The sequence below is a fragment of the Kitasatospora sp. NPDC015121 genome (assembly GCF_055562955.1).
In genome coordinates, this window is sequence record NZ_JBVHEH010000011.1 from 133,238 (window position 1) to 146,212 (window position 12,975).

At 73.1% G+C, this 12,975-nt stretch carries 14 protein-coding genes; 11 read left to right on the forward strand and 3 right to left on the reverse strand.

What is annotated here, in order from left to right; genetic code table 11:
• The first annotated feature begins 1 nt into the window (after position 1).
• Positions 2-334, forward strand: a complete 333-nt coding sequence (locus ACZ3J7_RS17975) for a hypothetical protein (protein ID WP_465621814.1) — start codon at positions 2-4, stop codon at positions 332-334.
• A gap of 113 nt (positions 335-447) precedes the next feature.
• Here the strand turns inward: ACZ3J7_RS17975 and ACZ3J7_RS17980 are convergent, their stop codons facing one another.
• Positions 448-1,533, reverse strand: coding sequence for a COX15/CtaA family protein (locus ACZ3J7_RS17980; RefSeq protein ID WP_465621816.1), 1,086 nt, complete (start codon positions 1,531-1,533; stop codon positions 448-450).
• A gap of 131 nt (positions 1,534-1,664) precedes the next feature.
• Between ACZ3J7_RS17980 and ACZ3J7_RS17985 the strand changes: the two genes are divergently transcribed.
• Entirely contained in the window at positions 1,665-2,981 is a 1,317-nt protein-coding gene (locus ACZ3J7_RS17985; protein WP_465621818.1) for a choice-of-anchor A family protein, read from the forward strand.
• 64 nt (positions 2,982-3,045) lie between these two features.
• Here ACZ3J7_RS17985 and ACZ3J7_RS17990 read toward each other — a convergent pair whose 3' ends face one another.
• Positions 3,046-3,765 carry an ABC transporter permease gene (locus tag ACZ3J7_RS17990; RefSeq protein WP_465622143.1) on the reverse strand — a complete coding sequence of 240 codons (720 nt, stop codon included), beginning with the start codon at positions 3,763-3,765 and terminating at the stop codon, positions 3,046-3,048.
• 47 nt (positions 3,766-3,812) lie between these two features.
• Positions 3,813-4,730 (reverse strand): ABC transporter ATP-binding protein, encoded by a 918-nt coding sequence (locus ACZ3J7_RS17995; RefSeq protein WP_465621820.1) that lies wholly within the window; start codon positions 4,728-4,730, stop codon positions 3,813-3,815.
• Positions 4,731-4,854: 124 nt separating this feature from the next.
• On the opposite strand from ACZ3J7_RS17995, the gene ACZ3J7_RS18000 reads away from it, so the two are divergent.
• The 9 genes from ACZ3J7_RS18000 (at position 4,855) to ACZ3J7_RS18040 (ending at position 12,338) form a co-directional block, all read left to right on the forward strand.
• Positions 4,855-5,712, forward strand: a complete 858-nt coding sequence (locus ACZ3J7_RS18000; RefSeq protein WP_465621822.1) for a helix-turn-helix transcriptional regulator — start codon at positions 4,855-4,857, stop codon at positions 5,710-5,712.
• Positions 5,709-7,121: a Fe-S cluster assembly protein SufB gene (gene sufB, locus ACZ3J7_RS18005; protein WP_465621824.1), complete on the forward strand. Its 1,413-nt coding sequence runs from the start codon at positions 5,709-5,711 to the stop codon at positions 7,119-7,121. The genes ACZ3J7_RS18000 and sufB overlap by 4 nt, the downstream gene beginning before the upstream one ends.
• 58 nt (positions 7,122-7,179) lie before the next feature.
• On the forward strand, positions 7,180-8,412 hold the full coding sequence (gene sufD / locus ACZ3J7_RS18010; protein WP_465621826.1) for a Fe-S cluster assembly protein SufD: 1,233 nt from the start codon (positions 7,180-7,182) through the stop codon (positions 8,410-8,412).
• Positions 8,409-8,726 (forward strand): non-heme iron oxygenase ferredoxin subunit, encoded by a 318-nt coding sequence (locus tag ACZ3J7_RS18015; RefSeq protein WP_033212555.1) that lies wholly within the window; start codon positions 8,409-8,411, stop codon positions 8,724-8,726. Before sufD ends, ACZ3J7_RS18015 begins: the two co-directional genes overlap by 4 nt.
• A gap of 7 nt (positions 8,727-8,733) precedes the next feature.
• Positions 8,734-9,498, forward strand: coding sequence for a Fe-S cluster assembly ATPase SufC (gene sufC / locus ACZ3J7_RS18020; protein ID WP_465621829.1), 765 nt, complete (start codon positions 8,734-8,736; stop codon positions 9,496-9,498).
• A complete protein-coding gene (locus ACZ3J7_RS18025) occupies positions 9,495-10,757 on the forward strand; it encodes a cysteine desulfurase (RefSeq protein WP_465621831.1) in 1,263 nt (420 codons plus the stop codon). Before sufC ends, ACZ3J7_RS18025 begins: the two co-directional genes overlap by 4 nt.
• 11 nt (positions 10,758-10,768) lie before the next feature.
• Positions 10,769-11,221 (forward strand): Fe-S cluster assembly sulfur transfer protein SufU, encoded by a 453-nt coding sequence (gene sufU / locus ACZ3J7_RS18030; protein ID WP_465621833.1) that lies wholly within the window; start codon positions 10,769-10,771, stop codon positions 11,219-11,221.
• 146 nt (positions 11,222-11,367) lie between these two features.
• The gene (locus ACZ3J7_RS18035; RefSeq protein ID WP_051055973.1) at positions 11,368-11,655 is read left to right on the forward strand and encodes a metal-sulfur cluster assembly factor; all 288 of its coding nucleotides are present in this window, start codon (positions 11,368-11,370) and stop codon (positions 11,653-11,655) included.
• Positions 11,656-11,750: 95 nt separating this feature from the next.
• The gene (locus tag ACZ3J7_RS18040; protein ID WP_465621834.1) at positions 11,751-12,338 is read left to right on the forward strand and encodes a hypothetical protein; all 588 of its coding nucleotides are present in this window, start codon (positions 11,751-11,753) and stop codon (positions 12,336-12,338) included.
• The last annotated feature ends 637 nt before the right edge of the window (positions 12,339-12,975 follow it).

Sequence of the window (12,975 nt, forward strand, 5' to 3'; positions counted from 1 at the left end):
CATGACCACCGCGGAGACCGCCACCACCACCGCGCCGGACGCCCGCGCCGAGCGCCGCGCCAAGCGCATTGCCAAGCACCTGAGCAGCTTCGCCGCGCAGCACGGCGGCAGCGCCGACGTCGTCGTCGAGTACGTCGGCTCCGTCGCCACCCGGATCGTCCTGGTCGGCGCGGACGGCGCCTGGGGCGACCAGGTCGCGCCCAGCTACGCGATCGGCCGCCGGGCCGCCGAGCTGGCCGGGCTAACCCTGCACGACGCCTTCGAGGGCGAGCTGGGCCTGAAGGTCAGGACCGGCCCGTACGAGTGGAAGCGGATGGCCGGCATCCAGGTCTGACCGGCCGGTCCGACCCCACCGACGCCGACAGGAGCGCGGACGGACGTCCGCGCTCCTGTCGCGTTCGGCGTGCGGCGGCGCGGGCCGCGCCCCGGCGGTGATCGCCGGGTGGGTCAGGCGACCAGCTCGGCGGCCGGGGCGCCGGCCTGGGCCGGCACGCCGGCCCGGGTGCGCAGCGCCAGCGGGACGCGGAGCGCGGCGCCCCAGATCAGCGCGGCGCCCAGCATGTGCAGGCCGACCATCAGCTCCGGCGCGTCCGTGAAGTACTGCACGAAGCCGAGCACGCCCTGCAGCAGCAGCAGGACGAACAGCTCCCGGACCCGGGCCCGGGCGGCCGGCGGGGCCTTGACCGCGGCGAACACCAGCAGCGCGGCTAGCGTCAGGCCCACCGCGAGGAAGACCAGGTCGGCGTGGGCCTGGGCCAGGCGGTCGTAGTCGACCGGGATCCGCCAGGTGCCGGCCGAGCCCGGGTGGTGGCCCGCGCCGGTGACCAGCGTGCCGACCAGCACCAGCGCGCCGATCGACGCCACCAGCACCCGCGCGAAGCGCTGGAGGCCGGGCGCCACCAGCGGATACGGCGCGCCGTCGCCCTCCTTGCTGCGCTCCCAGCCGAGCACCGCCGCCCAGACCAGGCCCATCGCGGCGACCATGTGCAGCGCCACCACGTACGGGTTGAGGTCGGTCAGCACGGTGATGCCGCCGAGCACCGCGTTGGCGACCACCATCCAGAACTGGATCCAGCCGATCCTGGTCAGCGCGTGCCGCCACGGCTCGGCGCAGCGCGCGGCCAGGATGAACCAGCCGATCGCGGCGGACAGCACGTAGGTGAGCATCCGGTTGGCGAACTCGATGACGCCGTGCACGCCCATCTCGGGCGTCGGCGTCACGCTGCCGTCGGTGCAGGCGGGCCAGGTGGTGCAGCCGAGGCCGGAGTCGGTCAGCCGGACGGCGCCGCCGGTCACCACGATCACCACGCTCATCACCAGCGCGGCCAGCGCCGCCCGGCGGACGAGCTGCGGGGTCGGGTGCCAGCGGTCGGCGAGGAGCGAGAACGGGTTGGTCACCGGACCATCGTAGGCGGGCTTACGCCGTGCTCCGGCCCCGGGCGCGGCGGAGCCGGGCGGCGCCCGTCCCGCGGACCGTCCGTGGACGGTCAGGGACGAAACGTTCCGGTTCGGCCGGTGGGCAAAAAGGATCATTTCGAGCGTGTCGGGCAGCGGCCTTGACCCGTCGCACGGGTGGCCGAAAGAGTGCGGTTTGGTCCATACCTTTTTCCGGAACATGGGCTCATCTCCCACTCCTGCCCGCACCCACAAGCGGAGTCCCGCACATGCGCAAGTCCATATCCGCTGCCGCCGTGGCGCTCGGCGGCTCGCTCGCCCTCGCGGCCCTGGTCGTCCCGACCGCCGCGACCGCCGCCCCCACGACCGGCGGCACCTGCTTCGACCTCGGCGTCGCCGGCAAGTACGGCGAGTTCATCGAGGGCAACGACACCCACAGCCCCGACGCCGAGGGCGCGGTCGCGGTCGGCGGCAACGCCGACTTCAGCAAGTCCGGCTTCACCGTCGGCAACGAGCTCACCGCGGACCAGGTCAAGGCCCTGCCCGGCGGCTACTCGCTGGTGGTCGGCGGCGACCTGATCCAGAACGGCGCCCACGTCCAGGTCATGAAGGGCAAGGGCGTCTACGCCGGCAAGGTCGTCGGCGGCGGCCAGCTGGAGGGCGTCACCAAGGGCGCCTCGCCGATCGACTTCGCCAAGGAGTTCGCCAACCTGCGGCACGTCTCCGCCGAGCTGGCGAAGGCCACGGGCGGCGCGCCGGTCTCCGACGGCCGGAAGATCACCTTCACCGGCACCGACGCGACCGCCAACGTCTTCACCGTCGCGGCCGACGTGCTGCAGAAGGCCGGCGACGTCTACCTCAAGGTCCCCAAGGGCTCCACCACGATCATCAACGTGACGGGCGGCTCCTACGACCAGACCCGGACCCCGACCACCGGGTTCTGGATCTGGGACAACGCCAAGGGCTCCTACGTCCAGGACGACAAGACGCAGTCCGCGGACGGCGGCGCCGAGCGCGCCAAGCTGCTGTGGAACCTCCCGACCGCGACGACGGTCACCAAGCACAGCGGCAACGCCTGGCCGGGCAGCGTCCTCGCCCCGAACGCCGCGTTCAACCTCGGCACCGGCGGCCCGGTCAACGGCTCGGTCTGGGCGAAGTCGCTGACCGGCAGCGGCGGCGCCGAGACCCACCACTACCCGTTCGCGGGCTGCCTGCCCGGCGGCACCACCACGCCGCCGACCGGCAGCGCCTCGCCGTCGCCGAGCACCAGCACCGGCACCGGCACCCCGGAGAGCCCGGCGCCGTCCGCCAGCCCGTCCACCCCGGCGGGCACCGGGTCGCCGACCCCCGGCGCCTCGGAGAGCCCGAAGCCGGGCGGCTCGACCAGCGCGGCCCCGGCCCCGTCCCCGTCCCCGAGCCGCACCGGCTCCACCGGCGGCGGGTCGAACGGCGGTGGCGGCGGCGGCCTGGCGTTCACCGGTGCCGAGGGCATCACGGCGCTGACCGTCGGCGGCGCCGCGGTGCTCGCCGCGGGCGGCGGGATCCTCTACGCGGTGCGCCGCAAGAAGGCCAACGGCGCCTCCTGACCGGCCAGGGCGCGGCGACGCCCCCGGGAGCCCGCGCTCCCGGGGGCGTCGCCGCGCGGGGGCCCTACTCCCAGCGGAAGAAGCGGGCGGCGGCCGCCAGGCCCAGCACCGCCCAGACCGCCAGGATCCCGAGGTCGGACCAGGGCACGCCGGCGCCGAGCTGGAGGACCGAGCGCAGGCCGTCGGAGAGGGCCGAGATCGGCAGCAGCTCCAGCACCGGCCGCACCGCGTCCGGGAACTTCGCCAGCGGGACGACCACGCCGCCGGCCAGCAGCAGCAGGACGAACACCAGGTTGGCGGCGGCCAGGGTGGCCTCCGCGCGCAGGGTGCCGGCCATCAGCAGGCCCAGGCCGGAGAACGCGGCGGTGCCCAGCACCAGCAGGAGCAGCACCGTCAGCGGGTCGCCGTGCGGCGACCAGCCCAGGGCCAGCGCGATGCCGGACAGCAGCAGCACCTGCAGCAGCTCGGTGACCAGCACGCAGCCGGTCTTCGCGGACAGCAGCGCCCAGCGCGGCAGCGGCGTCGCGCCCAGCCGCTTGAGCACGCCGTAGCGGCGCTCGAAGCCGGTGGCGATGGCCTGGCCGGTGAACGCGGTCGACATCACGGCGAGGGCCAGCAGGCCCGGCGCCAGGAAGTCGACCCGCTCGCCCGGGCCGTCCACGGCGACCACGTCGACCGCGGAGAACAGCACCAGCAGCACGGTCGGGATGACCACGGTGAGCAGCAGCTGCTCGCCGTTGCGCAGCAGCATCCTGGTCTCCAGGGCGGTCTGCGCGAGCAGCATCCGGCCGACCGGGGCGGCGCCCGGGCGCGGGGTGAGGTCGGTGGGGGTCAACGCAGGTCACGTCCGGTCAGGTCGAGGAAGACGTCTTCGAGGCTGCGGCGCCGCACCGCGAGCTTGTCGGGCATCACGCCCGCCTCGGCGCACCAGCCGGTGACCGCGGCGAGCAGCGCCGCGTCGAGCTCGGCCTCCACCCGGTAGGAGCCGGGGGCGGGCTCGGTGACGGCGGCCCGGTCCGGCAGCACCTTGCGCAGGGCGGCCAGGTCGAGGCCGGGCGGGCCGTCGAAGCGCAGCTGGGACTCGGCGCCGCGCAGCTCGTCCGGGGAGCCCTGGGCGATCACCCGGCCCCGGTCGACGACCGCGACGTCGTCGGCGAGCCGCTCGGCCTCGTCCATCTGGTGGGTGGTGAGGACGACGGTGACGCCGGCCGCGCGCAGTTCGGTGACCAGCTCCCAGGCGGCGCGGCGGGCCTGCGGGTCGAGGCCGGCGGTGGGCTCGTCCAGGAAGACCAGCTCGGGGCGGCCGACCACGGCCATCGCCAGGGCCAGGCGCTGCTGCTGGCCGCCGGAGAGCCGGCGGTACGGGGTGCGGCCGCAGGAGTCCAGGCCGAGGCGTTCGGCGAGCGGGCCGAGCGGCAGCGGGTCGGCGTACAGGGCGGCGGTGTGCCGGAGCATCTCCAGGGCGCGCGCACCGGCGTACACGCCCCCGGACTGGAGCATCACGCCGACCCTCGGCCGCAGCCGGGCGGCGTCGGCGACCGGGTCCAGGCCGAGCACCCGGACGGTGCCCGCGTCCGGACGGCGGTAGCCCTCGCAGGTCTCGACCGTGGTGGTCTTGCCCGCGCCGTTCGGGCCCAGCACCGCCGTCACGGTGCCCCGGGCGATGGTCAGGCTCAGCCCGTCCACGGCGGTCTTGTCGCCGTACCGCTTGACCAGTCCGGTCACCTCGACGGCGGGGTCTGCATGCATACCGGCGAGTCTAGGAGCAGCTCACGGCGCCTTTCAGGTAAGGCTTGCCTTTCGTGATGGACGACACCGGTGAGGCGTGGGTCACGGCTTGTCTCCGCCCGGCGAATTACGCAACAATCGTGTTGTGAAAAACATCCGCGAGCACAGCGCCCAGCCCGGGGAGCCCGACGCTCCCGGCTGCGCCGTGCCCGCGGCGGCGGCGGAGGCGCTCGCCGAGGGCCACCGGGCGACCCGGGACCGGGTCGCCCGCTCGATCCTCGACCACGGGCCGTCCTCGGCCGCCGACCTGGCCAGCCGCCTCGGCCTGACCCCCGCCGCGGTCCGCCGCCACCTGGACGGCCTGGCCGCCGCCGGGCTGGTCGACGCCCGCGAGCAGCGGGTCTACGGCAGCCGCGGCCGCGGCCGCCCGGCCAAGGTGTTCGCGCTCACCGACAGCGGCCGCAGCGCCTTCTACCAGGCCTACGACCAGCTCGCCGCCGACGCGCTGCGCTGGATCTCGGAGGCGGCCGGCGGCGGCAGCGCGGGCGAGGAGGCGGTCGCCGCCTTCGCCCGGGCCCGGCTCGCCAAGCAGGGCGAGCGCTACCAGGACGCCCTGCGGGCGGCCGACGGCGGGCAGCGCGCCGAGGCGCTGGCCGAGGCGCTCAGCGCCGACGGGTACGCTGCCACGGTGCGGCGCGTCCCGTCCGCCAACGCCGGGCCGGCCGCACCGGCCGGTGCGCAGCTCTGCCAGCACCACTGCCCGGTCGCGCACATCGCCGAGCAGTTCCCCCAGTTCTGCGAGGCGGAGACCGAGGTCTTCTCGCAGCTCCTCGGCACCCATGTGCAACGCCTGGCCACCATCGCCCACGGCGACGGGGTCTGTACCACGTATGTGCCGGCATCCGGTGCCGCACCGTCGCCCGCCCGGGCGCCCGGTGCCGTGCCGACTGCCGGTACGTCCCCCATCGAAAACGGCTCGTCCGCGCGGAGGAACCTCGCATGACTGACATCGCACACCCCGAGCTCGAAGGCCTCGGCACGTACGAGTACGGCTGGGCCGACTCGGACACCGCCGGCGCCGCCGCCAAGCGCGGCCTGAGCGAGGCGGTCGTCCGCGACATCTCGGCGAAGAAGAACGAGTCCGAGTGGATGCTCGACCTCCGCCTCAAGGGCCTCAAGCTGTTCGGCAAGAAGCCCATGCCGACCTGGGGCTCCGACCTGTCGGGCATCGACTTCGACAACATCAAGTACTTCGTGCGCTCGACCGAGAAGCAGGCCGAGTCCTGGGAGGACCTGCCCGCCGACATCAAGGCGACCTACGACAAGCTCGGCATCCCGGAGGCGGAGAAGCAGCGCCTGGTGGCCGGCGTCGCCGCCCAGTACGAGTCCGAGGTCGTCTACCACCAGATCCGCGAGGACCTGGAGGAGCAGGGCGTCATCTTCCTGGACACCGACACCGCGCTGAAGGAGCACCCGGAGCTCTTCAAGGAGTACTTCGGCACCGTCATCCCGGCCGGCGACAACAAGTTCGCCGCGCTGAACACCGCGGTGTGGTCCGGCGGATCGTTCATCTACGTGCCCAAGGGCGTGCAGGTGGACATCCCGCTGCAGGCCTACTTCCGGATCAACACCGAGAACATGGGCCAGTTCGAGCGGACGCTGATCATCGTCGACGAGGACGCCTACGTCCACTACGTCGAGGGCTGCACCGCGCCGATCTACTCCTCGGACTCGCTGCACTCCGCGGTGGTCGAGATCATCGTCAAGAAGGGCGGCCGCTGCCGCTACACGACCATCCAGAACTGGTCGAACAACGTCTACAACCTGGTCACCAAGCGCGCCGTGGCGTACGAGGGCGCGACCATGGAGTGGATCGACGGCAACATCGGCTCCAAGGTCACCATGAAGTACCCGGCCGTCTACCTGATGGGCGAGCACGCCAAGGGCGAGACCCTCTCCATCGCCTTCGCGGGCGAGGGCCAGCACCAGGACGCCGGCGCGAAGATGGTCCACATGGCGCCGAACACCTCCTCGCACATCGTCTCCAAGTCGGTGGCGCGCGGCGGCGGCCGCACCTCCTACCGCGGCCTGATCGAGATCGGCGAGGGCTCGCACGGCGCCAAGTCGAACGTGCTGTGCGACGCGCTGCTGGTGGACACCGTCTCCCGCTCGGACACCTACCCGTACGTCGACGTCCGCGAGGACGACGTGTCGATGGGCCACGAGGCGACCGTCTCCAAGGTCTCCGAGGACCAGCTGTTCTACCTGATGAGCCGCGGCCTGAGCGAGACCGAGGCGATGGCGATGATCGTCCGCGGCTTCGTCGAGCCGATCGCCCGCGAGCTGCCGATGGAGTACGCGCTGGAGCTGAACCGGCTGATCGAGCTGCAGATGGAGGGCGCGGTCGGCTGACGCGCCGTCAGCCCCCGCCCCCGTCGACGATTCCCGAAAGAGAGCAACACGAACAGCCATGGCTGAGCAGAACACCCCCGGCTCCACCACCGCCGGTTCGATCGAGGTCGGCACCGCCGGCGCCGGCGCGCAGCTCGCCGGCCCGGGCACCGGGCGCGACACCGTCCGGCAGCCGATCGACGCCCGGGTCGCCGTCAAGCCGTCCTTCGACGTCAACGACTTCCCGGTGCCCACCGGCCGCGAGGAGGACTGGCGGTTCACCCCGCTGCACCGCCTCGGCGGCCTGCACGACGGCAGGGCCCTGGAGGCCGAGCGGGGCGAGGACAAGATCGAGCTGGGCCTGCCGGAGGGCGTCACCTCCGAGCTGGTCGGCCGCGACGACCCCCGGGTCGGCAAGGCCGGCACCCCGGTGGACCGGGTCGCCGCGCAGGCGTTCAGCGCCTTCGAGCGGGCCCTGGTGGTGACCGTCCCCAAGGAGACGGCGCTCACCGAGCCGGTCCGGATCGACGTGCACGGCGAGGGCGGCACCGCCTTCGCGCACCTGGTGGTCGACGTCAAGCCGTTCGCCGAGGCCGTCGTGGTGCTCAACCACACCGGTAGCGGCACCCGGGCCGCCAACGTCGACCTGCTGGTCGGCGACGGCGCCAAGCTGACCTTCGTCTCGGTCCAGGACTGGGAGCGCGACGCGGTGCACGTCGCCCAGTGCAACACGCTGGTCGGCCGGGACGCCTCGTTCAAGTCGGTCGTCGTCACCTTCGGCGGCGACGTGGTACGCCTGCACCCGCGCGTCAACTACGCCGCCCCCGGCGGCGAGGCCGAGCTGTTCGGCCTGTACTTCGCGGACGCCGGGCAGCACCTGGAGCACCGCCTGGTGATCGACCACGACACCCCGCACTGCCGCTCCAACGTCGCCTACAAGGGCGCGCTGCAGGGCCAGGACGCGCACGCGGTGTGGATCGGCGACGTGCTGATCCGCGCGGCCGCCCTCGGCACCGACACCTACGAGCTCAACCGCAACCTGGTGCTCACCGACGGCGCCCGGGTCGACTCCGTCCCGAACCTGGAGATCGAGACCGGCGAGATCGTCGGCGCCGGCCACGCCTCCGCGACCGGCCGCTTCGACGACGAGCAGCTGTTCTACCTGCAGTCCCGCGGCATCCCGGCCGACGAGGCCCGCCGCCTGGTGGTGCGCGGCTTCTTCGCCGAGCTGGTCCAGCAGATCGGCGTCGCCGAGATCCAGGACCGGCTGCTGGAGAAGATCGAGGCCGAGCTGGAAGAGACCGTGGCATGAGCTACGTCCGCGCCTGCGCGCTGAGCGTCCTGCAGGAGGACGTGCCCAAGAAGGTGGAGCTGAACGGCGTCCCGGTGGCGATCGTCCGCACCGACGAGGGCGTGTTCGCGATCAACGACACCTGCTCGCACGCCAACGTCTCGCTGTCCGAGGGCGAGGTCGAGGACTGCAGGATCGAGTGCTGGCTGCACGGCTCCAGCTTCGACCTGCGCACCGGCAAGCCGTCCGGGCTGCCCGCGACCAGGCCGGTCGCCGTCTACCCCGTAAAGATCGAAGGGGACGATGTGCTCGTCTCCGTCAACCAGGAGAACTGAGTACCCCATGGCAACGCTTGAAATCCGCGACCTGCACGTCTCCGTCAACGCTGAGGGCGGCCCGCGGGAGATCCTGCGCGGCGTCGACCTGACGGTCAAGCAGGGCGAGACCCACGCGATCATGGGTCCGAACGGCTCCGGCAAGTCGACCCTGGCCTACTCGCTGGCCGGCCACCCCAAGTACACCGTCACCGGCGGCCAGGTGCTGCTGGACGGCGAGGACGTGCTGGAGATGTCCGTCGACGAGCGCGCCCGGGCCGGCCTGTTCCTGGCCATGCAGTACCCGGTCGAGGTGCCCGGCGTCTCGGTCTCCAACTTCCTGCGCACCGCCGCCACCGCCGTCCGCGGCGAGGCCCCCAAGCTGCGGCTGTGGGTCAAGGAGGTCAAGGAGGCGATGGCCGCCCTCTCGATGGACCCGGCGTTCGCCGAGCGCAACGTCAACGAGGGCTTCTCCGGCGGCGAGAAGAAGCGCCACGAGATCCTCCAGCTGGAGCTGCTCAAGCCGAAGATCGCGATCCTCGACGAGACCGACTCCGGCCTGGACGTCGACGCGCTGCGGATCGTCTCCGAGGGCATCAACCGGGTCCGCTCGACCGGCGAGGTCGGCACCCTGCTGGTGACCCACTACACCCGCATCCTGCGCTACATCAAGCCCGACCACGTGCACGTCTTCGCGGGCGGCAAGATCGTCGAGTCCGGCGGCGCCGAGCTCGCCGACAAGCTGGAGGAAGAGGGCTACGAGAGCTACGTGAAGGGCGGCGCTTCCGAGTGACCCATTCCCATCTGACCGGACTGCTGGACACCGACGCCATCCGCAAGGACTTCCCCGTCCTGTCGCGGCAGCTGCACGACGGCAAGCCCCTGGTGTACCTGGACAACGCGGCGACCTCGCAGAAGCCGCGCCAGGTGCTGGACGCGCTCAACGCCTACTACGAGCAGCACAACGCCAACGTCCACCGCGGCGTGCACGTGCTCGCCGAGGAGGCCACCGCGCTGTACGAGGGCGCCCGGGACAAGGTCGCGTCCTTCATCAACGCTCCCAGCCGCAACGAGGTGATCTTCACCAAGAACGCCTCCGAGTCGCTCAACCTGGTCGCCAACATGCTGGGCTGGGCCGAGGAGCCGTACAAGGTCGACGCCGACTCGGAGATCGTGATCACCGAGATGGAGCACCACTCCAACATCGTGCCGTGGCAGCTGCTCGCGCAGCGCACCGGCGCGAAGCTGAAGTGGTTCGGCCTGACCGACGACGGCCGGCTCGACCTGTCGAACATCGACGAGCTGATCACCGAGAAGACGAAGATCGTCTCGGTGACGCTGGTGTCGAACCTGCTGGGCACCGTCAACCCGGTGGACGCCATCGTCCGCAAGGCCCAGTCGGTCGGCGCGCTGGTCGCCATCGACGCCTCGCAGGCCGCCCCGCACGCCGTCCTCGACGTGCAGGCGCTGGAGGCCGACTTCGTCGCCTTCACCGGCCACAAGATGCTCGCCCCGACCGGCATCGGCGTGCTCTGGGGCCGGCAGGAGCTGCTGGAGGACCTGCCGCCGTTCCTCGGCGGCGGCGAGATGATCGAGACCGTCACCATGGGCTCGTCCACCTACGCCCCCGCGCCGCACAAGTTCGAGGCCGGCACCCCGCCGATCGCCCAGGCCGTCGGCCTCGGCGCCGCCGTCGACTACCTGTCGGCGATCGGCATGGACCGGATCGCCGCGCACGAGCACGCGATCACCGCGTACGCCATCGAGCGCCTCGCCGAGGTGCCCGACCTGCGGATCATCGGCCCGCGCACGGCCGTCGACCGGGGTGCCGCGATCTCGTTCACGCTCGGCGACATCCACCCGCACGACGTCGGCCAGGTCCTCGACGAGCAGGGCATCGCCGTCCGGGTCGGTCACCACTGCGCGCGGCCGGTCTGCCTGCGGTACGGAATTCCGGCGACCACCAGGGCGTCGTTCTACCTGTACTCCACGCCCGGCGAGGTGGACGCGCTGATCGACGGACTCCACCACGTCCGCAACTTCTTCGGCTGAGGACGGCTGCCATGAAGCTCGACTCGATGTACCAGGAGATCATCCTGGACCACTACCGCAACCCGCACGGCAAGGGGCTGCGGGACGGCGACGCCGAGGTGCACCACGTCAATCCGACCTGCGGCGACGAGATCACCCTGCGGGTGAAGCTCGACGGCGCGGTCGTCACCGACGTCTCCTACGAGTCGCAGGGCTGCTCGATCAGCCAGGCCTCCGCCTCCGTGCTCAACGACCTGGTGGTCGGCAAGCCGGTCGGCGAGGCCCAGCGGGTCCAGGAGGCCTTCCTCGAACTGATGCAGAGCAAGGGCCAGTCCGAGGGCGACGAGGACCTGCTGGAGGACGCCGTCGCCTTCGCCGGGGTCTCCAAGTACCCGGCCCGGGTCAAGTGCGCCCTGCTCAGCTGGATGGCCTGGAAGGACGCCACCGCCAAGGCGCTCGGCGGCCAGCCCCCCCTCACCGACTGACGCCCGTAAGGACACTGGACAAGATGAGCGAGAACGAGACGGCCGAGGCCGTCGAGACCGCCGAGGTCGCCGAGGCTCCGGCCGCGGAGGCCGCCGAGGCCCCCGGCGCGTTCACCAGCACCGGGACGGTCTCCACCGAGGACCTCATGGAGGCCCTGATGGACGTCGTCGACCCCGAACTGGGCATCGACGTCGTCAACCTCGGCCTGATCTACGGCCTGCACATCGACGAGGACGACACCGCCACCGTCGACATGACGCTGACCTCGGCGGCCTGCCCGCTGACCGACGTCATCGAGGACCAGGCCCGCACCGCGACCGACGGCCTGGTCAAGGACCTGCGGATCAACTGGGTCTGGATGCCGCCGTGGGGCCCCGACAAGATCACCGACGAGGGCCGCGACCAGCTCCGCGCGCTCGGCTTCAACGTCTGAGCGGTCCACCGGGACCGGACAGGGGCGGGAACCTCCGGGTTCCCGCCCCTTCGCGTGCCCGCCCGTGGTTCCGGGCCGAACTACACTGCCGGACCATGGACTTCGGGTCGGCCGGCGGGCAGCCGGACTGGGCCGCGCTGGCCGAGCGGCACGAACGCGCGCTCCGGCGGCGCCGACGGCTGCGGATCGCCGGGGCGGTGGCCGGAGCGGTCGCCCTGGCCTGCGGGGGCGCCGCCGCCGTGGCCGGCCGCGCGGACGACCGGGCGGGCGGCGAACCGGCGGCGGCGGTCGCCGCGAGCGGGGCGCCGACGGCCGCCGGGGCCCCCGCTTCCGCCACCGCCCCCGCCCCCGTCGCGCCCTCCGCTTCCGCCGTCGCCCCCGCCACGCCGGAGATGACGCCCGCAGCGGAGGCCCCGGCCCCGGCCTCCACTGCTGCTGCCGCTGCCGCCGGGCCGGCCCCGGCCGGGAAGCGGCCCCGGCCCGGACCCGCCGCCCCCGCCACGGTCACCGCCGCCCCCGCCGGGCCGCCTGCCGGGCGGACGGGCCCGACCCCGTCCGGGGACCTGCTGGACGCGGACACCCGCGGGGCGCTGGAGATCGCCGACGCGGCGGTGGACCTGCTCCTCGGAACCCGCCGCCCGGCGGGCGGCGCCCCGGGGCACCCGCTTGGCCGACCGGGCTGACGCCCCGCCGGAAGGACCCGGGGGCGTCAACCCGGCCCGGATCACTGGCGGGTGAACGGCCAGGGGGTTTCGGCGGGAGCGCGCCGACCGGGACGGACAGCGTGTGGTGCGCGGCGTCCGCGGTGACGGCCGGGCCGTCGTCCAGCCGGTAGCCGAAGGGGGCGACCCGGCCCCGGCCGTCGGCGGCGCGTAGCAGCAGCTGCGGGGCGGTGCCGGTGACCAACGCCCGGTCCGGGACGGTCAGGTCGGTGTCGCGGCTCCGGTCGGCGACCAGGGTGCCGTCCGCGAAGCGGCACAGGTCGGCGGCCGGTCTCCTGGTGCACACCTGGGCCTTGCGCCAGCCCGGCCAGGTCGCTGAGAGCGCCCGCCGGACGGCCCCGGCCCCAGCCGCGCATCCGGTCCACCACTCGTCGGCAGGCTCGCCGGGACCGGAGTCCAGGTGCGCGGCGCAGGACCGGACGGGCGCGCCGCCGGGCGCGTCCAGGTCGGCGCGACCGGCTGCAGCACCAGGTCCCGGAACACCGCGCCCGAGTCCGCCCGAACCAGCACCGCCGCGCCGAGCCGGTCGGACGTCAGCGTCACGGCCTTCAGGTGGTGCACCGTGCAGCCGGTCAGCCGGTCCGCAGCAGGTACCGCC